22 protein-coding genes, 2 tRNA genes and 1 riboswitch are annotated in these 22,857 nt (G+C 57.5%); of the genes, 9 read left to right on the plus strand and 15 right to left on the minus strand.

The features are described 5' to 3' along the window. Positions 1–16: 16 nt before the first annotated feature. The 3 genes from BMZ63_RS11130 (at position 17) to BMZ63_RS11140 (ending at position 2,688) form a co-directional block, all read left to right on the plus strand. Complete coding sequence (locus tag BMZ63_RS11130; RefSeq protein WP_091705533.1) at positions 17–919, plus strand: LysR family transcriptional regulator; 903 nt, start codon at positions 17–19, stop codon at positions 917–919. Positions 920–997: 78 nt separating this feature from the next. Next, positions 998–1,681 carry a FadR/GntR family transcriptional regulator gene (locus BMZ63_RS11135; protein ID WP_091705535.1) on the plus strand — a complete coding sequence of 228 codons (684 nt, stop codon included), beginning with the start codon at positions 998–1,000 and terminating at the stop codon, positions 1,679–1,681. Continuing rightward, a complete protein-coding gene (locus BMZ63_RS11140; protein WP_091705537.1) occupies positions 1,678–2,688 on the plus strand; it encodes a bile acid:sodium symporter family protein in 1,011 nt (336 codons plus the stop codon). Before BMZ63_RS11135 ends, BMZ63_RS11140 begins: the two co-directional genes overlap by 4 nt. Here the strand turns inward: BMZ63_RS11140 and BMZ63_RS11145 are convergent. After that, positions 2,653–3,333 carry a molecular chaperone DnaJ gene (locus tag BMZ63_RS11145; protein ID WP_091705539.1) on the minus strand — a complete coding sequence of 227 codons (681 nt, stop codon included), beginning with the start codon at positions 3,331–3,333 and terminating at the stop codon, positions 2,653–2,655. The two genes, BMZ63_RS11140 and BMZ63_RS11145, sit on opposite strands and share 36 nt — an antisense overlap. Positions 3,334–3,452: 119 nt before the next feature. Here BMZ63_RS11145 and BMZ63_RS11150 point away from each other — a divergent pair, with 119 nt between their 5' ends. The 3 genes from BMZ63_RS11150 to BMZ63_RS11160 all read left to right on the plus strand — a co-directional run bounded on the left by BMZ63_RS11150 (position 3,453) and on the right by BMZ63_RS11160 (position 8,157). Then, positions 3,453–5,609, plus strand: coding sequence for a TonB-dependent receptor plug domain-containing protein (locus BMZ63_RS11150; protein ID WP_091705540.1), 2,157 nt, complete (start codon positions 3,453–3,455; stop codon positions 5,607–5,609). A gap of 131 nt (positions 5,610–5,740) precedes the next feature. Then, complete coding sequence (locus tag BMZ63_RS11155) at positions 5,741–6,652, plus strand: ABC transporter substrate-binding protein (protein WP_227663557.1); 912 nt, start codon at positions 5,741–5,743, stop codon at positions 6,650–6,652. Then, the gene (locus tag BMZ63_RS11160; RefSeq protein WP_091705542.1) at positions 6,649–8,157 is read left to right on the plus strand and encodes a sensor histidine kinase; all 1,509 of its coding nucleotides are present in this window, start codon (positions 6,649–6,651) and stop codon (positions 8,155–8,157) included. The genes BMZ63_RS11155 and BMZ63_RS11160 overlap by 4 nt, the downstream gene beginning before the upstream one ends. 48 nt (positions 8,158–8,205) lie before the next feature. Here BMZ63_RS11160 and gorA read toward each other — a convergent pair whose 3' ends face one another. The 10 genes from gorA to gspE are packed head-to-tail and all read right to left on the minus strand — an operon-like array spanning position 8,206 to position 17,268. Continuing rightward, positions 8,206–9,567 (minus strand): glutathione-disulfide reductase, encoded by a 1,362-nt coding sequence (gorA, locus tag BMZ63_RS11165; RefSeq protein WP_091705544.1) that lies wholly within the window; start codon positions 9,565–9,567, stop codon positions 8,206–8,208. A 60-nt stretch (positions 9,568–9,627) separates the two neighbouring features. Beyond that, complete coding sequence (gene gspM / locus BMZ63_RS11170; RefSeq protein WP_091705546.1) at positions 9,628–10,158, minus strand: type II secretion system protein GspM; 531 nt, start codon at positions 10,156–10,158, stop codon at positions 9,628–9,630. Between the two features lie 2 nt (positions 10,159–10,160). Then, positions 10,161–11,459 (minus strand): type II secretion system protein GspL, encoded by a 1,299-nt coding sequence (gene gspL, locus BMZ63_RS11175; RefSeq protein WP_091705548.1) that lies wholly within the window; start codon positions 11,457–11,459, stop codon positions 10,161–10,163. A gap of 2 nt (positions 11,460–11,461) precedes the next feature. Further along, entirely contained in the window at positions 11,462–12,454 is a 993-nt protein-coding gene (gspK, locus tag BMZ63_RS11180; RefSeq protein WP_227663558.1) for a type II secretion system minor pseudopilin GspK, read from the minus strand. Beyond that, entirely contained in the window at positions 12,454–13,098 is a 645-nt protein-coding gene (gene gspJ, locus BMZ63_RS11185) for a type II secretion system minor pseudopilin GspJ (RefSeq protein WP_091705549.1), read from the minus strand. Before gspJ ends, gspK begins: the two co-directional genes overlap by 1 nt. Then, on the minus strand, positions 13,098–13,505 hold the full coding sequence (gene gspI, locus BMZ63_RS11190) for a type II secretion system minor pseudopilin GspI (RefSeq protein WP_091705551.1): 408 nt from the start codon (positions 13,503–13,505) through the stop codon (positions 13,098–13,100). The genes gspJ and gspI overlap by 1 nt, the downstream gene beginning before the upstream one ends. Continuing rightward, positions 13,499–14,029 (minus strand): type II secretion system minor pseudopilin GspH, encoded by a 531-nt coding sequence (gene gspH / locus BMZ63_RS11195; RefSeq protein WP_091705552.1) that lies wholly within the window; start codon positions 14,027–14,029, stop codon positions 13,499–13,501. The genes gspI and gspH overlap by 7 nt, the downstream gene beginning before the upstream one ends. Positions 14,030–14,035: 6 nt before the next feature. After that, a complete protein-coding gene (gspG, locus tag BMZ63_RS11200) occupies positions 14,036–14,503 on the minus strand; it encodes a type II secretion system major pseudopilin GspG (RefSeq protein ID WP_280522346.1) in 468 nt (155 codons plus the stop codon). Positions 14,504–14,543: 40 nt separating this feature from the next. After that, the gene (gene gspF, locus BMZ63_RS11205) at positions 14,544–15,758 is read right to left on the minus strand and encodes a type II secretion system inner membrane protein GspF (protein WP_091705554.1); all 1,215 of its coding nucleotides are present in this window, start codon (positions 15,756–15,758) and stop codon (positions 14,544–14,546) included. 1 nt (position 15,759) lies between these two features. Next, the gene (gene gspE, locus BMZ63_RS11210) at positions 15,760–17,268 is read right to left on the minus strand and encodes a type II secretion system ATPase GspE (protein ID WP_091705555.1); all 1,509 of its coding nucleotides are present in this window, start codon (positions 17,266–17,268) and stop codon (positions 15,760–15,762) included. A 215-nt stretch (positions 17,269–17,483) separates the two neighbouring features. On the opposite strand from gspE, the gene BMZ63_RS11215 reads away from it, so the two are divergent. Both BMZ63_RS11215 and BMZ63_RS11220 read left to right on the plus strand, forming a co-directional pair. Further along, positions 17,484–18,098, plus strand: coding sequence for a type II secretion system protein N (locus BMZ63_RS11215; RefSeq protein WP_227663559.1), 615 nt, complete (start codon positions 17,484–17,486; stop codon positions 18,096–18,098). Between the two features lie 9 nt (positions 18,099–18,107). Further along, positions 18,108–18,770 (plus strand): transglutaminase-like cysteine peptidase, encoded by a 663-nt coding sequence (locus BMZ63_RS11220; RefSeq protein WP_091705559.1) that lies wholly within the window; start codon positions 18,108–18,110, stop codon positions 18,768–18,770. On the opposite strand, the gene BMZ63_RS11225 is transcribed toward BMZ63_RS11220, so the two are convergent. Next, positions 18,737–20,581 (minus strand): bifunctional diguanylate cyclase/phosphodiesterase, encoded by a 1,845-nt coding sequence (locus tag BMZ63_RS11225; protein ID WP_227663560.1) that lies wholly within the window; start codon positions 20,579–20,581, stop codon positions 18,737–18,739. The two genes, BMZ63_RS11220 and BMZ63_RS11225, sit on opposite strands and share 34 nt — an antisense overlap. 337 nt (positions 20,582–20,918) lie before the next feature. On the opposite strand from BMZ63_RS11225, the gene BMZ63_RS11230 reads away from it, so the two are divergent. After that, on the plus strand, positions 20,919–21,125 hold the full coding sequence (locus BMZ63_RS11230; protein ID WP_091705561.1) for a cold-shock protein: 207 nt from the start codon (positions 20,919–20,921) through the stop codon (positions 21,123–21,125). A 52-nt stretch (positions 21,126–21,177) separates the two neighbouring features. Here the strand turns inward: BMZ63_RS11230 and BMZ63_RS11235 are convergent, their stop codons facing one another. The 3 genes from BMZ63_RS11235 to BMZ63_RS11245 all read right to left on the minus strand — a co-directional run bounded on the left by BMZ63_RS11235 (position 21,178) and on the right by BMZ63_RS11245 (position 22,580). Next, positions 21,178–22,212 (minus strand): sigma-70 family RNA polymerase sigma factor, encoded by a 1,035-nt coding sequence (locus tag BMZ63_RS11235; RefSeq protein WP_227663561.1) that lies wholly within the window; start codon positions 22,210–22,212, stop codon positions 21,178–21,180. A gap of 165 nt (positions 22,213–22,377) precedes the next feature. Further along, a tRNA-Cys gene (locus tag BMZ63_RS11240) sits at positions 22,378–22,451 on the minus strand. A 53-nt stretch (positions 22,452–22,504) separates the two neighbouring features. Continuing rightward, a tRNA-Gly gene (locus tag BMZ63_RS11245) sits at positions 22,505–22,580 on the minus strand. A gap of 141 nt (positions 22,581–22,721) precedes the next feature. Next, positions 22,722–22,815, plus strand: a riboswitch (TPP riboswitch). Positions 22,816–22,857 lie beyond the last annotated feature (42 nt).

Consider the following 22,857-nt stretch of genomic DNA (forward strand, 5'->3'; position numbering starts at 1 on the left):
TAAAGAGAACACACTGATGCGCCTGAATTACCACCATCTTTACTATTTCTGGACAGTAGCCCGGGTGGGGCACCTGACCCGGGCTGCGGAATCGCTCCACATTTCCCAATCGGCGCTGTCCGGGCAAATACGGAAACTCGAGGACAACCTGGGCTATGACCTGTTCCTGCGTGAAGGGCGCCAGCTCAAACTGTCAGAGGCGGGACGCATTGCCTTTACCTACGCCGAAGACATCTTCCGCCGGGGCGCCGAACTTGAAGCCCTGCTGCGTTCAGGCCAGCACACCAGCCGGGAAACCTTGCGGGTGGGAGCCGTTGCCACCCTGTCACGCAATTTCCAGGAAGGCTTTCTCAGGCCTTTGCTCGGCCGGGGCGACCTGGACCTCAAGCTACAAAGTGGAGTGCTCGATGATCTGCTCAGGCGGCTCTCGGCCCACCGCCTGGATCTGATTCTCTCCAACCAGCCGGTTCAGGGCGATGATCGCAATCCCTGGCGTTCCAGGCTGATGGCGCGACAGCCGGTCAGTCTCATCGGCCCGCCCGAGGGTGTGGGCCCGGATGCAAGCTTCCAGACCATCATCCGGGAGAAACCGTTGATTCTGCCGGGCCCGGAGAACAACATTCGCCAGGCCTTTGACCAGCTGTGTGACGTGCACCAGGTATACCCGGTGATTGTCGCCGAGGTGGATGACATGGCCATGATGCGACTGCTTACCCGCGATACCGGGCATTTCGCCGTCCTGCCCCCGGTGGTGGTACGGGATGAGCTGAAAAACGGCAAACTACACAGTTACGGGGCGTTGCCGGGCGTGTTTGAAGAGTTCTACGCCATTCGGATCCACCGCCAGTTCGAATCGACCCTGGTTCGCCAACTGATTGATCAGCAGGCCGACGAGTTGTTGGCATTTGATGCGTCCTGAGGCCGGATTACCGCGGTGGATTGCAGCCGCGAACCAAACATAGGATGATTGGGTCATAGCAACAAAGGATGAAAGGATATGCTGTCACCCATTCGCAAAGGGTCTCTGGTGGACACCGCCATCGAAAGCCTGCGCCAGAACATTGAAAACGGGGAATGGCCGGTAGGCACACGGCTTCCGGTAGAGGCAGAGCTGTCAGAAGCCCTGGGCATCAGTCGCAACACCATTCGTGAAGCCGTCCGGGTGCTGGCCCACGTGGGCATGCTGGAAACCCGACAGGGTGATGGCACCTACGTGCGAGCCAGCCGCGACGCCGGTGAAACACTCAGACGTATAACCCGAACACGACTGGCCGAACAGATTGAAGTGCGGATCATGCTGGAAACCGAGGCTGCCCGGCTGGCCGCGGCCCGCCGAACGGATGCCGACCTTACCGCGATGACCTCGGCACTGGATGCCCGGGCCGCCGCCGGTACCAACCTGTCCGAGCGGATCCACCATGACGAGCGCTTCCATCATGCGCTGGTCAGGGCATCCCATAATGCGGCACTGATTGAGCTTTACGATTACTTCGCCAACGCCGTCAGCCAGACCATTGAACAGACAGAAACCAGTGCCGATCTGCCAGAACCCAGCCAGGAAGACCACGAACTGCTGCTGGCCGCCGTCCGGCGCAGGGATGCTGAAAAAGCTGAAACCCTGTCACGCGCCCTGCTCTCCCCCAGCCTTAATGCCTTGCAACAGGGAGAAACCACGCCATGAAATTGCGCGTTGATACCTTCACGATGCTGCTGCTCGGTGCCATTGTTCTGGCATCGTTCCTGCCGGTCACCGGACAGGCCGCCAAAGCACTGGGCACCATTGGCACGTTGGCCGTTGCACTGCTGTTCTTTTTTCACGGCGCGGCGCTGTCCCGCCAGCAGATTATCGCGGGCGCAACCCACTGGCGCCTGCACATTCTGATTACGTCATTGACGTTTGTGTTCTTTCCGCTGGTGGCGCTGCCCATCAATGGTCTGAGCAGCGTGGTGCCTGACTGGATGCCCAAGGATCTGGGCCTGGGCTTTCTTTACCTGGGGGTATTGCCGTCGGCGGTGTCGTCGTCCATTGCCTACACCGCCCTGGCGAAAGGCAATGTGCCGGCGGCCATTTGCAGTGCAGCGGCCTCCAACGTGTTCGGCATGATGCTGACACCGTTCTTGTTGCTTCTGCTGGTTTCAACCTCCGGTGCCGGCGATTTCTCCGTTGCCGAGGCGCTCAGGGACATCGTGCTCCAGCTGCTGTTGCCGTTTGCCGTCGGCCACGCTCTGCGCCCCTGGCTGGGCGGCATTCTTTCGCGCAACGAAAGCTTCATGGCTCGGTACGACAAAGCGGTTATCTGGCTGATCGTCTATTCCGCGTTTTCCCACTCGGTGGTCAGCGGCCTGTGGCAGAAGCTCCCGGTTCAGGCGATCACCCTGACCATTGTTCTGTGTTTTGTGCTACTGGCCTTCTTTATGTTGGTCGCGCGACTGATGGTAAGAAAACTGGGCTTCAGTCTGGAAGACGAAGCCGCGGTGGTCTTCTGCGGCTCCAAAAAGAGCCTGGCCTCCGGCCTGCCCATGGCCAAGGTGCTGTTTTCCGGCCACCCGGGCTTTGGCATGATCGTTCTGCCGATCATGTGCTACAACCAGATCCAGGTCATTGTCGGGGCCATTCTGGCAGAACGATATCGGGTCAAGATCGAGCAGGCGTCAGCCGCCGCCCATACCACCGAAGATAGCCGCTAGCACCACAAGCCCGACAATCCAGCCAATCACCGCCGGCCAGAAATTGACCATCTGCGGTGGTTGGTCTGCTTCATCGTCCGGATCCGTTTCGCGCGGGTCGTCCGGTTCCGGGTTGAGCCTGGGATCCGGCTCCAGGTTGGCTTCGCTGACACTGAACCAGTCAAACCAGTCACCCAGAAATTTCGCCACCGATTGGGGAAAGCTGCCATTCTCCGCCATGGGCCGAAGCTGCGGCTCCAGCTGACGGGCAATTTCCCGGCGCAAGGGCAAGTGATCGGCGGGCGGCTCACACAAAATGGCTTTCCAGATGCCCACATCTTTCTGCCGACTGTCATCGTTCAGCAATGCTTTCACCTGGATAATTACTTCGCGCACAATCTGGGAATCTTCGGCGCTCAGGGATTCAGCCGCTTCTGGCCCGGGTGCGGACTGCTCAGGCGGTTTGCCGGTTGCCGGCTCGGTAAAAACAGCGGCAGCGCTCGTGCCAGCTGCCTGGGGCGGCATTTCTCCGGTTGCCTCGCGAAATGCCTGTTCCAGTGCTTTCGCTTCCTGCTCCGAGGCGAACTTCATCTGGCCCTCATAAGCCTGGCGAATACGGTCCCGGTCCCGGGTGGGCTCGATCCCCAGAATGTCCCAGCAGCTCATATAACGGCAACTCCGGCTGAAATAGATGTATTTGTTAACGACAAACCAAGCCACCTGCTCTATCCTTAGGTGCAGATCGAATACAGGCAACTCCGCTGTCCGATTATAGACCGAGTCCCATGACCAATACGAATTACCCCAAGGCAATCCGGCGCTGTAAGCCGACACGTGTTTATCTGCTGCCGGCCCTTCTGGCCTGTTCAGCCGCCACCTGGGCAAACACCGATTCCTCATCAACGTCCGTTCCCGATTTTGACAGCCAGCTACCCGTGCTGGGCGGGGATATTCCGGAGGTGCTGACCACCACGCGCCTGCGCCAACCCAAAACCCGCGTACCGGGCAGCACCACGGTAATCGAGGGCGAGACCATCCGTGACCTCGGCCTGATGCACCTGTATGAAGTGTTCCGACTGGTGCCGGGCATGACGGTCAACTTTGTCGGCAGCCATCAACCCTCTGTCACTTACCATGGCACCAGTCACTACGAGCAACGGCGCATGCAGGTACTGGTGGACGGACGTACCGCCCACCGGGTGACCCTTTCGGACATGGACTGGAAAACCATGCCGGTGCCCCTGGAGATGATCGAACGGATTGAAGTGGCCCGCGGGCCCAATTCCGCCGCTTATGGCATTAATGCCTTTCTGGGGACCATTAACATCATTACCCGGGATCCGGCCGATACCGCCGGTGTCGAAACCTACGTCGGCAGCGGTTCCCGAGGCTACCGCCGCGCCTTCGGCTCGGTCGGCGGCACCGGCGAGGCAATGGACTGGCGACTGAACTACGAAAAGCGCCGGTTTGATGGCTTCGATACCAACGATGATGGCGAAGACTTCCACGATGGCAAGGACATCAACAGTTTCAACTGGGATTCACGGCTGTACCTGGACAACAACGCGAACCTTGAATTAAGGGCCGGGGTCGTCGATGGCGTTGATGAGCGGGACCAGGACAAAGGTGGCTCCCTGGAAGCCAATGAAAACCCGGATATCGATCTGCGGGATTACCATCTGCAGGCGAAGCTGAATTATCAGCTGTCACAGAACCATTTTTTCCACGTTCAGGCGGCGGTGGAAAACTACAAGCGCAGGCAGGATTACGGGATTGCGTGGGGACACGCAGCTGTCGACTGTCTCGACAATGGCACGGCTCTTTACGCGGAGGATAGCCAAGGCGACGACATCTGCTTTCCCGACGGGGATCCGGAGGTCTTTTTCGCGGACATTAGCGACAGCTACGAAGACACACGCATCGAACTGGAACTGCAGGATACGCTCCTGTTCAGTGAAGACCTGAAACTGGTTACCGGCACCGGGTTTCGCAAGGATATCCTGCGGTCGGATACATTCTTTAACGGTCGTGAGGAGATTTACCAGTCCCGGGTTTTCGGTAACCTGGAATATTCCCCCTGGCGCTGGCTCACCTTTAACGCCGGCGGCAACTGGGAGCGTACCAGCACCACGGGTGAAGACTATTTTTCGCCCCGGGTCGCCGCCAACTTTCAGCTGACCGACCAGCAGGCCCTGCGCTTTGTGTTCTCCCAGGCCGTGCGCACGCCGGATGCTTTCGAGCAGGACTCGGACTACGGCTATACCCTGAGAAATGTTCGACCTGCCGAGTATGCCGATCTTGAAGATACCCGCATCACCATCGATGAAGCCGGGGATACCGGCCTGGACACCAGTGACAAAGAACTTGAAGAAGAACGCATAACCTCCTATGAAATAAGTTATTTCATTCAGCACGCTATGGATGAAGCTTTGCTGTCTCTGGAAGTGCGTGGTTTCAAGGACCGGATGCGCGACATGATCGGGGGCATTATCCAGCTTAAAGAATGGTCTCTGGAGAACGAATACAACATTGATCAGAAAGGCGTCGAAGTCGAAGGTTCCGCTGAATTTCCCGGAACCACGCTGCGAGCCAGTTATGCCTACCTCGACCAAGACACCTGGTATACGGGAATCCTCAGTGACGAAAGCGATACTCTCGAGCGCATGTCGGTCCGCCACTCCGGCAGCCTGGCGGTCATTCAGGACCTGCGGTGGAACCTGAAGGGCGCGACCGCTTTCTACTGGGCAGACGAGTTCAATCGCAAGCAGGAGCAGTTCGAACGTATCGACGTTCGCCTGAGCAAACAGTTCTTTGCCCCCCGTTACAACGCCGAGCTGGCGTTTGTCATGCAGCATTACCTGAACCGGGAAGTTGAACTAAGCTCGGATAACATCATCGAGGATCATAACCAGTATTTCATAGAAGCCAGCCTGAAATTCTGAGATTATGGATTTGGCAAACCAATGGAAGGAATAGCCAGGACGGTATGACATTTCTCGCTGGTTTTCATACTCGGTTAGCGCAGCGCCTGGATACCAGTATACCAGGCCTTTTTGTCTGGCTACTGAGTCTTATGCTGATGGCACCCGCCCCGGCATATTCCCAGGCACAATACAGCGAGCAGGTAGTCGTTCCGGTGGTCGGCTCGGGCAACGGCGCTCTGGATGAACACCTTTTGCGGTTGATCAGGGGGCGCCTGCAAGGCCCAATCACCCTTGAACGACTTTCTCCCGACAGCTGGCCAGCCCAGGATGAGCCGCCCGGCGACAACTCCGAACTGATTATCACCATTGGCCCGTCGGCCTTTTCCCGGGCGTGGCAGGCTAACCCCAAAGCCAACATCCTGGCCCTGCTGGTCGACAAATCCTTCATTGATGAATATGTCGAGCGGGCGCCCGGGCAGATCGGTGCGGTGTACTACGATGTTCCGCTTGTGCGCCAGGCACTGACCGGAAAGGCGATTCTGCCCCAGGCCCGGAAAATCGCCCTGTTGGCCACAACACAAACGGCCACGCTGTATGACACCCTGCTCGATGAATTACCGGATTACGGCATGGAAGCCCGGGTATTCATTGCAGATACCGAAGACCAGTTGATACCCACCCTCAACCGGGCACTGGGTTACGGGGATTTTCTGCTCGCCGCGCGGGATGATCGCATCTACAACGCCCGTAACATCAAACCCATTCTGCTGACCGCCTATCGCCGCAACACCATTCTGATCGGCCCGAGCCAGGGTTATGTGAAAGCAGGTGCCCTGGCGTCCGGTTACACGCCGTTCGTGGTACTTGCCGAGCAGGCAACCGCTCACATCCAGTACTTCTGGGCGGAAGGCGAATTCGCCTCTTCGGAGTATCCGGACACATTCAGTGTCGAGGTCAACGAACAGGTAGCCCGATCGCTGAACATTCCCCTGCCCGATCGTGACTGGATCAGTAATCGTGTTGATGAGCTGCTAAAGGAAAACCGGGAGGCTTCTGAATGACTCTCCGTTCCAGCAAACCCGGTATGTCTCTTTCAGCACGTTTATTGATGCTGGGAGCGTTCCCGGCCGTGGTAATGTTTTTCGCCCTGATGATTTTCTTTACCTCGGCCCGGCTGGACGACGCCCGCACCGAGCTGGCCCGTTCCGGTCAATTGCTGGCCGACAGCCTGGCACCGGCACTGGAATACGCGGTGGTTTCCGGCAACACCAACACACTCGACGCGACTCTCGAGCAGTCTTTGCAGCGCAGTGACGCTGCCTGGATCCGGGTTACCGATGTGGTTGGCGATGAGCTGAGCCTGGTACGGCAGAACCAGGGCGCATCCGGGCCGCAATCGGAGCATTTTCAGACGTACCGCGCCGACATACTGCAGGAGCCGGTGGATGTTGGTGGCGGTGATTTGCTTAGTGGTAGTTGGGGTGGCAGTTCCGGTGCGCTGAGGGTCGGTACCGTGGAAGTGGCAGTCAACCCCCGATTGCTGGAGGCTCGCCAGCAACAGATTCTCTGGTCGTCTGTAACTGTTGGCGGCGTGGTACTGCTCTTCACCCTTTTGATGGTCCGTAGTTTTCTGTCCAAACTGCTTGGTCCCATTCGAAAACTTGCCCGGCGCGTGTCCCATCTGATCGAAGGCAATTACAAGACTTACCCGGTTGCGGTGGGCGGGAACGCCAGCGAAGTGGTTGCCATTCAACAAAAGCTGAACAAACTGGCGCTCCATCTGGCCCACATGGAGCAGGAACGGGTGAAAACGCTGGCAGCGTCTGACACGGCCCGCCAGAAGGCGGAGCAGGCCAATCTGATCAAATCCGAGTTCCTGGCAGCCATGAGCAACGAGCTACGGACGCCGTTGCGGGGTGTGCTTGGCGCCCTGGACGCAACCACTCAGGAACCATTATCAGCCCGGCAAAGTCACTACTTGAAAACCGTTCGCCAATCCACGGAAGACTTGCTAATGGTGATTTCCGACCTGCTGGATTATGCCAGCATGGATGACGGCCCTTACCTGCCAGGCAACCACACCTTCGACCTCAGAAAGGTGATTGAAAACTGTGTTGCGTCGTTCCGGTTAAGTGCTGAACAACAGGGAACCGTGCTGGAACTTCAGTTTCCCGGGGCCTGGCCAGAAACCCTGATTGTGGCGGGGGATGGCCCAAGGGTACGACAGGTGCTCGCCAGTTTGATTGAAAGTGCCGTTGTGGTATCCGGTGATGGTTTTATTAACGTTCGTGCTCACCTCTCGTCCCTGGATCCGGATCAGGTATTGCTGAACTGTACCGTTGTTGATTCAGGCTCAGGGCTGATGTCCACGCAGTTGGACCCTGAAAGTGGGCAAGCTCCGCTGCCGGCCACTGGCAGCATGGGGTTGGTAGTCGTACAGAAACTGGTGGAACTTATGGGCGGGCACGTGAAAGTTGGGGTGGAAGAAACCGGGGGCTCATCTATCTGTTTCGAGTTGCCGTTTCGGCTAGCAATGGCTGAAACGGTCGATTCCAAGGAGCGGTAAAACAACGGGCAAACGCCCACCCGCAATCGCCGGGCGGGCGCCTGCGGGTTAGGCCACCGGTTCTCGCATGGTGACAAACTCCTCGGCCGAGGTCGGGTGAATACCCAGTGTGGCATCAAACTGGGCCTTGGTTGCACCGGCCTTGATAGCCACCGCCAGACCCTGGGTAATCTCTCCGGCATCCGGGCCGACCATGTGGGCACCGAGAACCTGATCGGTGTTCTTGTCGACCACCAGTTTCATCAGGCTACGTTCGTCCCGGCCGCTGAGGGTGTATTTCATGGGCCGGAATTCCGAACGGTAGATCTTCAACGAGTGTCCGGCGTCTTTGGCCTCCTGCTCGGTCAAGCCGACGGTGCCAATATTGGGCTGGCAAAACACGGCCGTGGGAATGGCACTGTAGTCCATCTCCCCCTGGCCATCGCCGTACAAGCGCCGTGACAACACCATCGCCTGGGCCAGCGCCACCGGCGTCAGCTGCGGGGTGCCGATGACATCGCCCAGGGCGTAGATGGAAGGCACCGCAGTCTGGAAATAGTCATCCACCTGGACATGCCCGGAGGCATTCAGCTCAACCCCCAGATCGGTCAGGCCCAGGCCATCCACCAACGCGCGGCGGCCGGTTGCGGCCATGATCAGGCCGGTTTCCAGTGTATCGCCATTATTCAGCTTGGCCTGGTAACCCCTGTCTGCCTGTTCGACCGATTCGATGGTGACGTTGAAGCGCAGGTCAACCCCTTTCTTCCGCATTTCCTGTTCGGTAAAGCGGCGAATGTCGTCATCAAAGCCCCGAAGGAACAGATCCCCCCGGTACAGTAACGTGGTTTCAACGCCCAGCCCCGCCAGAATGCCGGCAAATTCAACCGCGATATACCCGCCGCCCCAGACTGTGGCGTGGCGTGGCAATTGCGGCAGATAAAACATCTCGTTAGAGGTAAGCAGGTGCTCTCTGCCAGGGATGTCGGGTATCACAGGCCAACTACCAGTGGCCACGGTGATCCGCTCGCTTGAATAGGTTGTATCCCCGACCCGGACCGTGTTCGGGTCGTCCAGGCTGGCAGTGCCTTCGATGATATCCACGCCTGCATTGGCAAGCAGACGGCCGTAAATGCCGTTCAAACGCTCAATTTCCGCGTTTTTGTTGGAGACCAGTGTCGGCCAGTCAAAGCTGACATCATCGACCGGTATCTGCCAACCATAACCCGCGGCGTCTTCCAGCTCTTCATGAACATGGGCGCCATAGACAAACAGTTTTTTCGGCACACAGCCGACGTTGACACAGGTACCACCAAGATGCCGGGATTCCACTACCGCGACACGTGCGCCACGCTGGGCAGACATTCTGGCCAGCCGCACTCCTCCGGAGCCGGCACCAATCACAATCAGATCGTAATCAAAGTTGTCAGACACAGTGACTCCCTTTTATTCATGAATGATGATGCGCGTAGATTAAGCGGCGCCGTTGGTAAATCAAATAGTTAACGTTAATCGCACCGATACTACCCCGGGCTCGTCGGTCCGGTCCATGGTTGCCTGGTCAATCACCACGCCATACTCGTCAAACAACTGTTCAAGCCAGGCAGCCACCTCCGCGAAGGGTGCGGAATCCAGCCAGAGCCGGACACTGTTGTCTCCACCGGGCTCAAAGCGCTGCAGCGCCAGCTCAGACTCCCGGGCAGTCCGGTTCACCAGAGCCATTAACGCGCGGCCATCGGCTGGTTTATCCGTGCTGCCATTGGTTTGGAAGGCGTCACCGGCTGCCAGGGAACGGATCGCCGGTTGGTTGGACTGCATCCACGCCAGAAGTTCACGGGCGCTTTTATGCTGCGCGGCTGCCTGTTCTTGAAATTGGGCAGCTGGCCGCCAAACCATGAAGTACAAAGCCGCCAGCAACAGGGCGATTGCCAGAACTGACAAAGCTTGTCGGTCCCTGGCGGACAACTGGTCGTAGCGTGCCAGCAATTGGCCGATAGCCGGATGCTTTTTTAGTTGGGCCCACATAATTACTGACCTCCCGAGACAGTCAGACGCCCGCGTGCACCACCCGCTTCGTTCACCACCGAGCCGATTTCCGCCTGCAGACCGGTTTCACCCAGGCCGTTTCTCAGTCGACTCATGCCCTCATAACTGTCGGCGGTAAGATCAACCACCAGCTCGCCACGGTTACGGCTGTAGTTGATGCTGTTGAAGATGACGGACCCCGAATCCGGCAGCCGGTTGAGTTGATCGCCCGTGTGATGAAGCAATGTCAGAAACCCGGTCCCCGGGGCCTCATTCTGCATAGCTCTGAGCTGTCCCTGAACAACCCGGCGCACATTGCCAGCGTGGGTACGGGTATCGTCGGGGAAAACATCGCGATAAACAGCCATAGCCTGCTCTTGTAATTGTCTGGACTGAGTCAGCTGATAAGCCCCCATGCCGATTTCAAGTGCAACCTGTACGGCAAACCAGACCGCAACCACTGCCAACAAAGGCTTCCAGCGGGATAAGGTGTTGGCGCCGCTGGTACTGACCGAATACTTACCCTGGCATAGGTCAATGGGCTGGCACTGTTGCTGGAAACAGGACCAGGCGAGAAAGTCGGTGACCGGGGTGGAAAGAGGTTTCTCCATGATCCGCAGGCATTCGGTTAATCGAGATAAGGCTTCGATCGCCTTGCCATAACGACCCCGGGCCTGCTCGCCGGCATACAGGTGCACTGGCACCTCCGTCGCCACGCTGTCTGCCGTGGGCTCTGACAGCGTATGGCCAAAGAGGGGCAGATTGTCGATGGTCAGAGCCAGCCACTCCCCGGTGGCACTCAGCATAAGTACCCGGGAACCGTCGAGGCAGAAGATCCAGCCACGTTCAGGCCTGGGCAACAGGGCCGCATCCGGGTAAATGGATACCAGCGGCGCATGATGCCAGCCAGAGAACAGGGCTTGCCAATGACTCATGCGGGCCCGGTCAATCGCACACACCTGAAAACCTGCACCGGTGTGCTGCCCTAAAGCCAGGTGCAGTGTTTCAACATCCTGGGCGACCTGCTCTTCCACCGCATAGGGCAAGGCCTGAACGATCAGGCGGCTCTGCCTGGCTGGAATATCGGCAAGACAGAAACTGGTCTCCTCCGCCGGCACCAGGCCAACCAGGCCTGCATTTTCCAGGGCATTTTGCGCGAGAACCCGCTCGATGGCCTGCCGGCTATCGGATTCTCCGCTGGCCCGGACCGCGCCGGAGGCATCCTGCAGCACCCAGCTGAAACGGGGCTCATCGTTGTCGGCTATGCCTGACAGAGGCCGGACATAAAGGCGGTAAGACATGGTTATTCCCCTGAGAAAATATAGGGCTCCCTGGTAATCCGATTTTTCTGCCCGGAGTCGCGGTGTACAGTCCGTACCTCCCCCTCGGCGCTGCGAAACACCCGGCTGACCAGATTAACAACCCGGTCGTCGTAGGTAATGCGCGAAACCACGTCAAAAAAACGGGTTTGCAGGGTTAACCCGGTCGCCGACAATCCTGTGCCGGACAGTTCGGGAAGGGAAAGAAAAGCACGAATGTCTTCGAACCGGCTTTCTTCTCGTTTTGCAATAATAGTCGTGGCAGCAGCTTCGGTCAGGTTTTCATGTAAGGACTGCAACACCGGCCCGGTGGCGGTGTTCACATTGATGCCGATACCGGTGTCGGGCAGGGCTGTGACATGAGGAAGTAACTGCTGGTAATAGACTTCGGTCATTCCCTCGATCAGCCGTAACTCGGTAACCGATACAAACGGTTGATTAGCCGCGCGAAACGATGGCTGCGCCATCAGATAGGTACCGTCCTCCGCACCATAGCTACTCAATGGCTCGTCGTTCTCATCAATCCAGTCAATGAGAGCATCCACCCTGAGACCGGTGATGCCCAGAACCTGCAGCAAGCGCTCAAACCGGCCTCTGGCCAGGCTGTCCACCTCACCACGGGCCGACACCAGATCATTGAGGTTCAGCCGCCCGCCAAGGCCGTCAATCTGCACTTCGGCAACGCCGTTTTCATCCAGCGGCAACACCGCCGAGCGCATGGCCCAGAACTCATCCAGACTGTCGGCCATGACCCCGCTTTCCCGGTCTTCCTCAAAATCACGCTTCAGTACCTGCCGGGCAAAAGCCTCTGCCCCCAGCGCGATGCTGTAGCCTTGCTGCTGGGCCAGGTAATGGCCGGCCTTGAACACCTGCAGGCTTTGCTGGCGCACCATTCCAGCAGCCAACATCACCACCAGTGCCATGGCTAACAGCACCATGATCAGCGCCACCCCCTGTTGGCTATTGCGCGCCGACATCATTGGCCTCGTCGTCTATGGAAGTCCGGCAACGCGAACGTCCTTGTTATGGCTCCGAATTGTTCGTGTTCCAGAGTGACTTCAATCCCGAGAGGCAGGGGTGTATCCGGTCTTCCTCCCGGCAGCTGGCCGGCCACTACTCCGTCTTTCGGCCATTGCTGGTACTCTCTGCCTCCGGAATCCAGAAACCTGATCTCAAAGGCTGTTACCTGATTCAGTAACACGACGGCCCTGCCCTGTTCCTCCTGGCCCTGATCAACCATCGGCCAGTAGTGCCGGCTCAGCTCATTGCCGGTGTACTCCCAGCCGGCCCGTTGAAGGTCACTGCGACGCAAGCCCAGAGGGTTGCGCCAGCCCTGGCGGGTCAGGATCAACGCAAAACCTTCTTCCCGGGTGGTCAGCGCAGGCTGGACATCGCCGTACGTATCCCGCACGGGCCGGTTAACAATCTGGGCAAGGTCGCGTTCGAGCAGCAACATGGCTGTTTGCAATCCGTCAAATTGCCCGGCCACCTGGTCAACCCGTTCCCGGGAGTTGACCACGCTGCTGATCACCTGCCATGCACCAAGCCCGATCACGGCGGTGATGGCCACGGCAACGAGCACCTCCATCAGGGTGAATCCCAGTTGCTTGCAGGGGCACATCACGACGAGGCCCCGAGAAACGCGGACAGAGTATGAATGGACGCCGGCTCCGGACGGTCATTCCGATATCTGGCCACGGTGACGTCCACCCGGCGTATGCCGGGCTCCGGTGTGGCGCTGATACGGGTGGTCACCTGCCATCGATAGCGGCCGTAGTCCACGTCCCTGGTGTTTTGGGAAACCGCTGGCAACCCCTGTTGCAAGCGCAGCTCGTTAATCTGGTTGTCCGCCAGCCAACTGGCCAGGGTTTTATCACGTATTCGCTCGAAACTACCGATGTAATTGCCACCCACTTCGGCAGCAGCGGTGGCTATCAGTCCAAATACCAGCAATGCCACCATTACTTCCAGCAGGGTGAAACCGCTGTGCCTTCGTCGAACGGTGGGCAGGATTTCGTGGCTCACCATGCGTTGTCCTCCGTACCGGGGCCCCGCCACTGTATGGAGATACCGTCAGCGGCGACCACCAACGGCGGCTCTGATGAGTCTGCCAGGGTAAATTCCAGCTCAAATGGCGTCGTTTCGCCGCTGGAATAAAACACTATGTCCGGGCGCAGGGTTTTATCATTATCCATCGCCAGCCTGGGCAAGTCGTTTTCAAGATACGCAGTCAGTACCAGCCAGTCCGGAAAACTGCGGGGCCGGAATAAGCGTTCGGAATACGCGGCCCAGTCTCGCGTCTCGTTCTCGAACGCAACAAACCGATATCCGTTTTCTCCAAGCACGAGGCCATATTCCCGGTTGTTCAGAACGGCCTGCTCAGAGGCGGTTTGCATCAACAGATACAGTTCCCGGACCCGTTCGCGCAGTTCCCGTTGCTGCGAGCCGCCAGCCAGGTTGGCCATGGTCAGTGCGGCCAACAATCCGGCGAGAACCAGCACCACGAGAATTTCAATCAACGTGAAGCCGGTCAACTGCTGGCGGTGCTTCACAACGAATTACTTCCCGGTATCCCAAACGCTGATATCGGCATCATCGCCTTCACCGCCTTCCTGGCCATCAGCGCCATAGGAGTACAGGTCATACGGACCTTCCACACCGGGGCTTACGTACTGATACTCGTTGCCCCAGGGATCTTCCGGCACACTTTCCATGTAACCGTCGGCATTCCAGTTTTTGGGTTCCGGCGAGCCACCAGGCTTGCTGACCAGTGCTTCCAGGCCCTGCTGGGTGGAGGGATAATGGCTATTGTCCAGACGGTAAAGGTCCAGGGCGTTGGCGATGTTGCTCAATTGGGTTTCCGCGACCGTGACCCGGGCCTGATCGCTGCGGCCCATGATATTGGGGGCGACCACCGCTACCAACAGGCCCAGAATCACCATCACCACCATGATCTCGATCAGGGTGAAGCCCCGGCCGTGTGTGGGATTAACGTTGAGGGTACTGTTCATCGTTTTGCTCTTCATTGGTTTTGGTCCTTCAGGGTGATCTCCGGTGCGGCGGGCATTAACCCACCAGATTGCTCATATTCAGAATTGGCAGCATGATGGCCAGTACGATGACCAGCACCACCACTCCCATCACCAACAGCATCACTGGCTCAAACAGCCCGACAATGGCAGCAATTTTCGACTGCAGGGTGTTTTCCTGCATGCGGGCGGTACGCTCAAGCATCTGGTCCAGCTCGCCGCTGGTTTCGCCACTGGCGATCATGTGAAGCATCATCGGTGGAAAGTAACCGGTCTGGTCCAGTGCGCGGTGTAATGATCCACCTTCGCTGACTTTGCGTGCTGCTTCTCTCAACTGCTGTCGCAGGTAGTCATTAGCCAGCACTTCGCCGGCAATGCGCATGGCCTCAACCAGCGGTACGCCACTTGTGGTCAGAATGCTGAGCGTACTGGCATAACGGGCCGTGCTGATTCCTCGTATCATGCCTTTGAGCAAAGGCAGGTGCAGTAACTGTTTATGAAACAGAAGCCTGAAACCAGGCTTGTTCATAGCCAGGCGAAAGGCCAGCAATCCGGCAATCAGGGCCGCCAGGAAATACAGCCCCCAATCGGCCAGGAAGTCCGAAAGCACCAGCATGGCTCGTGTCAGCACTGGCAATTCCTGGCCCTGCCTGAGAAACACTTCAATGATGTCCGGCACCACGTAGGTAAGCAGAAACACGACAATGGCAACGGCGACCACGCTGAGAATGGCCGGATAAATCGCCGCCAACTGGATTTTCTGCCGGGCTTCCTGCCTGGCTTCCGTGTAATCGGCCAGCCGGTTAAGGACCAGATCAAGATGGCCGGCGTGTTCACCTGCTGACACTGTGGAGCGGTACAAACGAGGAAAGGCGCGAGGAAATTCCGCCAGACTGTCGGCCAGAGTGTAGCCTTCCATCACCTTCGCCCGGATCGCAATCAGCATGCTCCGTATACGGGGCTTTTCGGTTTGTCGGGCGGCAGCACTCAGGGCCTGCTCAATGGGAATACCGGCCTGAATCAGCGTTGCCAGTTGGCGGGTCACCAGTGCGAGATCCGGCGTGCTCAAAGCGCCCGGGCGGCTCAGCAGGCTGCCGGAGCGTAAATGTTGTTCAGTCGTTGGCGCCACAGTCAGGGGAATAAGCCCTCTATCCCGGAGCAACTGGCGAACGGCCCTTGGCGCATCGGCTTCCATAACGCCCTGCTTCTGCTTGCCACGGGCATCCAGCGCCTTGTACTCATAAGCAGGCATGTCACGGGCTCCGGTGTGTGACACGCAGGACTTCTTCAATGGTGGTCACACCATCGAGAATTTTCCGCACACCGTCGGCGTGAATACTTGGACTGTAGCGGCGTGCTTCCCGCTCCAGATCCAGTTCACCGGCCCGTTTGTGGATCAGGTGACTGATGTCGTCGTTCACCTCAACCACCTCGTATATGCCGATACGCCCCCGGTAGCCCAATTGGTTACAACGCTCGCACCCCCGGGCTTTAAAGATGGTTGGCGGGGTGTCCGGAGGTTGCTGCAGAAACTCGCAGTGCTCCGCGTCAGGGGTGTAGGGTTGGCGGCAATCGGCGCATAACACCCGCACCAGTCGCTGGGCCACAATACCCACCAGGGACGAGGAAATCAGGAATGGCTCAATGCCCATGTCCATCAGACGCGTGATAGCACCCACGGCACTGTTGGTGTGCAGGGTGGAAAGCACCAGGTGACCGGTCAGGCTGGCCTGGACCGCTATCTCGGCGGTTTCCAGATCCCGGATTTCGCCAATCATCACCACATCCGGGTCCTGACGCAGAATCGCCCTCAGCCCACGGGCAAAGGTCATGTCCACCTTGGTGTTCACCTGGGTCTGGCCAATGCCGGGCAGGTTGTATTCAATGGGGTCTTCGACAGTGAGTATGTTCCGGCTGCGATCGTTGATTTCCTGTAGCGAAGCATAAAGCGTGGTGGATTTCCCGGAGCCGGTGGGGCCGGTGACCAGCAGAATACCGTATGGACGATAGATCAGTTTACGTATCGTGGCCAGATCCTGTCCCGTCATGCCAAGGGATTCCAGCCGGATTGCGCCCGCCTGTTTATCCAGCAGACGCAGGACCACCCTCTCGCCGCTTGATGACGGCATGGTCGATACCCGGATATCAACTTCCCTGCCCGCTACCCTCAGGGCAATCCGGCCGTCCTGGGGAATGCGCTTTTCCGCAATATCCATCCTGGCCATGACCTTGATGCGCGACACCAGCAGTGGCGCCAGTTCACGCTTGGGCTGAACTACTTCCCGCAAAACGCCGTCAATCCGGAACCTGACAATCAGCTGTTTTTCGTAGGTTTCAATGTGTATATCCGAGGCGCCGGTTTTCACCGCCTCGGTCAGGATGGCGTTGATCAGCCGGATGATCGGTGCGTCGTCTTCCTGTTCCAGCAGGTCTTCGGTCTCGGGAACGGAATCAGCCAATGAGGCAAGGTCCATTTCATCACCGATCCCCTCGACCATTTGCATGGTTTCGGTGGAATCGCTCTGGTAGGCCTCGTTAAGCGCCTGGTCAAACTGCCCGGCCGGGATTGTCGAGAAATGCGCCCGGCCGCCACTTACCCGGTTGGCCTCAGCCAGGGCTGCATGGGTTGCACCGGGGCGAACGAGGATCACGACATTGCCGTCTTCATTGCGGGTTAAAATGACGCCGTTTCGTTTGGCGAAGGAAAAAGGCAAGCGGCCAGGCAACGCATCCTGCGTTTCTGTGTGGGACTCGGCACGCATAATGCCCCTCACTGGGCTCAAAAGAGCCTCATCCAGAGTCAGGGAACGGGAACAACCTCACAATTTAAAGTAGCACAGAAAACTCAGACCAACGTATGACTCGGTGCACTATAATGCGAACAGCGCAGACGCATGTAACACAACCAGGCCGCCTCAAATTGGTGTCCTGTTGAGGGGCGAGAATGCCAACCTTCGACCATCAAAGACTGCCCACCTTGCTGGCTGCCATGGCCTTGGCGGGCATGTTAACGACAACGATCTGGCAGGTGTATCAATTCTGGCAACAAGAAGAGAACGTTGTTGCCACAGAGTCGGTAACCGTTGCGAACACGCCCTTAGCCATCAACACCGCGCCTGCAACCAGGCTTGCAGACCTCGAACTGTTTGGTGCTCCGGTATCGCCGCAACTGACCGCTTCGCCCACCGAGACGGCCAATCTGCCCTCCACCAATCTGCGCCTGACTCTGCGGGGCGCGCTGGCCGCTGACGGAACATTCCCCGGCAGTGCCCTTGTGGAAGACCAAACAGGCAAGACCGAGGCATACCTGGTGGGCGATACCCTGCCAGGCAATGCCCGGCTGAAAGCCGTGTTGCCCAACCGGGTCATCATCGAACGCGATGGCGTGCTGGAAAACCTGCTTTTTCCGGAAACGGATAACCAGCAGGGCCTGACGCCGGAAACCGTTTCGAACACGAACAACTCAAACGATGCTCCCCTTGTTGACACCAGTCCGTCTGCGCAGGGCGTTTCCACCGGCGACCAAACCCGGCGCGAGGAAGTTCATCAACGCCTGCAGCAATTAAGGGAACAGCTGCAGGATCGCCCCTGAGGCTCCTCGATGACTCCGTTCCCACACCGATCAGCTCGCTACCTGCCAGTCATGGTTTTGCTGTTTTGCACCAGTTTGGCCACGGCTTTCGAACTGGATGGCCGGCTGCTCGAATGGGTAAGAAACAATTATGGTGCGGCGGCCCAACAGCGCCTCGAAGACTGGCAGCGCCTGCACAATCTGGCACAGAACGCACCGCTCGACCGGCGGCTGCAACTGGTGAACCGCTTCTTTAACCGCGCAGAATTCGTCGATGACATTGATCATTGGGGAGAGGAGGATTACTGGGCAACCCCGGTCGAGTTACTAAGCACCAACGGTGGTGACTGTGAAGATTTCGCCATTGCCAAGTACCTGACCTTACGAGCCATGAACGTGCCGGACGAACAAATGCGGATCGTTTACGTAACCTCCGAAAGCCTGAACCAGCCACACATGGTGCTGGCATGGTACCGGACACCATCCTCCGAGCCGCTGATTCTGGACAACCTGATCAACAGCATTCAACCAGCGTCCCAACGCACTGATCTCTCACCGGTTTACAGCTTTAACGGTGAAGGGTTATGGCACAATAAATCAACCGGTGAACACGCTCGCGTTGGTGACGCCAGCGAACTTGAGCGCTGGCGCGAGCTGAATCAGCGGTTGATCGATCCGCTCAGGTCCAACTGATCGAAGGGTACGGGTCGTGAAAACAGGAAGCCCTGCAGAAGATCACACTCGCGATGGCGGAGGTCTGCCGCCTGCTCGGCCGTTTCAACGCCCTCACCCACCACAATCAGGCCCAGGTGATGAGCCATGGTAATAACCCCCTGAACAATGGCCGCGTTGTCAGAGTTCTCAGTAATATCCATGATAAAACTACGGTCCAGCTTCACCTTGTTTATGGGCAACTGACGCAGGTAACGAAGACTGGAATAGCCCGTGCCAAAATCATCGATTGACACCTTGACGCCCAGCTTCCGGATCTCCCGCAGGGTCTCGATGGCCTGACCTGCACCGGACATCAGCACATTTTCCGTCACTTCCAGTTCCAGCAGTTCTGGTTCCAGGCCGGTGATGTCCAGCACCCGCCGCACTTCATCCAGAAAACCGTAACGCCTGAACTGCAGCGGTGAAATGTTCACCGACACCGGCATTCTGCGGTCCATGCGGGCGTTCCAGTCCGCCAGATCCGAGCATGCCCTGTGCAGCACCCATTGGCCGATGGCGACGATCTGGCCGGTCTGTTCCGCCAGCGGAATAAAATCGCCCGGAGAGACAAATCCCCGTTCCGGGTGCTGCCAGCGCACAAGCGCTTCCATACCCCGAACAATCCCGGAATCCGCCGCTACGATTGGCTGGTAATAAAGAACAAACTGCTCCTGCTCGATGGCCTCCATCAGCTCCCGGCGAAGCGTCACGTATTCGTTATGGACGACCGTGGTGGTGCCTTCAAACCAATGCCATGTGTTACGCCCCTGGGCCTTGGCGTCCTGCACGGCGGCATCGGCGTAGCTAAGCAGCTCCTCTGCCCGCATGGGGTGCGCATGCTGCGAGGCAATGCCAATGCTGGCGCTGATGTGGAGCTTGTTGCCGTTCAGTTCCAGCGGCCGGGACAGGTGCGCAAGAATACGCTCGGCATATTCCGACACTTCCTGTTCGCTTTTGACGTCTTCAAACAGTACCGCAAACTCATCGCCGCCCAGCCTGGCAACCAATCCCCGATCACCCATGGTCTCCTGCAGCCGCCGGGCGACCGACATCAACAGTTGGTCACCCACGCTGTAACCCAGGGAATTGTTGACTGGTTTGAAGTCATCCAGATCCACATGCAACACCGTCACTTTGCGGTTGTTGCCAATGGAATCCTGACAGGCCTGGGCCAGATGGGCCGCGAAGGATGTGCGATTGGGTAACCCCGTCAGAAGGTCGTGGCTGGCGTGCTGGTCCAGCAACCGCAGCTTTTCTTCCGTGCTTTCCCGACGACTGACTTCCTGCTGGTGGCTTATTGCCAGAACCACCAGGCTGGCGGCCCTGCGAATCAACTTGATTTCCTGCTCGGTGGGCTTGCGTTTCTGTCGGTAATAAGTGGCAAAGGTTCCCAGCAGGTTATCCGACGTATCAATCAGTGGTGTAGACCAGCAGGCAGCCAGCCCCTCACGGGCGCAAATGTCGTGGAATCCTCCCCAGCGCCGGTCATTGGCGATATCATCACAAACCGTGAGCTCCCGATAATGGGCGGCCGTGCCACAAGCACCACGGTTGGGGCCAATACCAATACCCTGCATGGCCTTGCGGTAGCTTTCCGAGAAGCTGCTACCCGCCACCATATTAAGGGTTTCAGTTTCAGGTACGTACAACATCACGGAGACCAGCGCGTCGGGCAGCTCGTTTTCCATGACGCTGGTGATGGCGCTCAGCACCACATCCAGCGGTGCACGCTGGGTAATCAGATCATAAATAGACTGGGAAAAGCCGGTAAAGTGTTGTTTTTGTGTCACCTGCTCACTCCTTGTTACCTACCTGTAACCCTGCCCCATTTTGGAGCTTAGCGCAATCGTGGCGTTGGACACTCTTGAAGCTGCCGGAAAAGGAAAAGAAGCCCCGGATGTTTCTACCTACACAAAAAAAGCTTTGCTTTCTCTCCAAACAAGCGTACTGTGGTCGCCGTTGGAAAGATTTAGCAAAGCAGTCAACGATAAGACGCATCCCTGTTGTATTCAGTAGTGTACCGTCCTGTTTTTGATCACGCCGTTTTTTGTTTCCCGCATATCGCTGACCCGGCATCCGCTTGATGTCTGGCGGCACTTAAAAGATTGAATTCAGGAAAAGATTACTATGTCTACAGTTACCGGTACCGTTAAGTTCTTCAACGAAGCAAAAGGCTTTGGCTTTATCACTCGTGAAGGCGGTGCAGACGTTTTTGTTCATTACAGCGCTATTCAAGGTGGTGGCTTCAAGACTCTGGCCGAAGGCCAGGAAGTCAACTTCACCGTGACTGACGGCCAGAAAGGTCCTCAGGCAGAGAACGTTGTTGCCCTGTAATTAAACAGGCCAAACAATGTTAGAAAAAGGCAGCTTCGGCTGCCTTTTTGCGTTAGTGGTAACTCTCCTCAGAAAGACGACTCGAGGAGCCGTCCGGGCTTGAAGCAGATTGGCGGTATACAGCAGCGATTTTTTTAAGCGCATTTTTTTCGATCTGGCGAACGCGCTCACGGCTGATCCCGAGGCTCTCTGAAATGAGCTGAAGCGTTTCTTCCTTCTGGGTCTCTATGCCATAACGGCGGTACACTACTTCTTTCTCCCTGAGCGAAAGCGAGCCGAGCAGATTTCTGACGCTCTGGCGGAAATCCAGGGTCAGCAATTGATACTCAGGCGTCAGGACCTCACTGGCTTCCAGCGTGTCTCCGAACGTAGCTGAACTGTCGTCCATCAACGCCGCGTTGGTCGACACGTTATTGGCCATCAACGCCCTCAGCTCCCCTATTCTCGATATATTGGTGCCGGTTACTTCGGCGACCTCGGTTTGTGTCGGCTCCCTTCCTTTGGTCTGGTACAGCTGTGCGACGATTTTACGGTGGTTGCGCAATTCGTCGCCGATGTTCTCTGGTAGATGTACCGTGCGAATGCCTCGCTGAACACAAGAATGAACCTCCTGGTTGATCCACCAGTGAGCATAGGTCGAGAACCGAAAACCTTTAGCCGGCACAAAACGGTCCGCTGCTTTAATCAACCCGATATTGGCTTCCTGTATCAGATCAGACAGTGGCACGTCAGATTTACTGAAACGCTTCGCCCCATGCACTGCCAGCCGCAGATTTCTCTCTATGAGCCTTGTCCGACAGGCATTGGCCAGACAAATCGCTCGACGGCTGCGGGAGGTTAATCGCTGAGAAAGTTGCGCGACGGCTACCGTTTTCTTGAAGCTAAGGTCTTCTGCCGAGTCAATCGAGATTTCCGCCGCTATCACTCGGTAACAAAACGCCAGTTTTCGGCAAAGACGACGCTCTTCGGCTGGTGATAAAAGAGGGTGCCTGCCGGCTTCCCGGAAATACAGGTTCACCAGCGAGCTTCTGTCGCCAGCCCCGTCTTTTCGCAAAACAACGTCGTCTACCAATTGATCTGCCATCATCCGTACCCCTCGAATTTTCAAAAGGTTGTACGAGTAAGGCGGTACAGCAGTTTAATGATCAGCCTGTGATTGGGGGAACTCTTGCGAGAGGGGAATCAGACGGACGCAGAAAAGCATCGAAGGTCATCCCGAAGGGTGAGAATCGAACGCAAGAAAAGGAAAAATTGGAGGCGCGGGTCGGAATCGAACCGGCGTACACGGAGTTGCAGTCCGCTGCATAACCACTCTGCCACCGCGCCGGGTAAGCCTGGATCTGGCTTTTGCTCTCAGGGGGCGTGAGAGACTTGGAAATTGGAGCGGGAAACGAGATTCGAACTCGCGACCCCAACCTTGGCAAGGTTGTGCTCTACCAACTGAGCTATTCCCGCTCTAAGCTGCGAGGCGTTGCCTCATCAACGGCTGCGTATTCTACGGATTCCGCCGTGGCCGTCAATACTTTTTTTCAAGTTTTTGTTTTATATGCCTTACTGGTGCATTTCTGCACAACAACAACCCTGTGATAAACTGTTACCAACTCAACGGGGTGCCCGCATTCGGGCTGAGACCATACCCGCGGAACCTGACACGGGTCATACCGGCGCAGGGATTGAGTAACCACACCTGTGGCACCGCGGTTGGCTCCCCCCTCATTAATCAAGGTGTCAC

This window comes from Marinobacter persicus (assembly GCF_900114155.1).
GTDB lineage: Bacteria > Pseudomonadota > Gammaproteobacteria > Pseudomonadales > Oleiphilaceae > Marinobacter > Marinobacter persicus.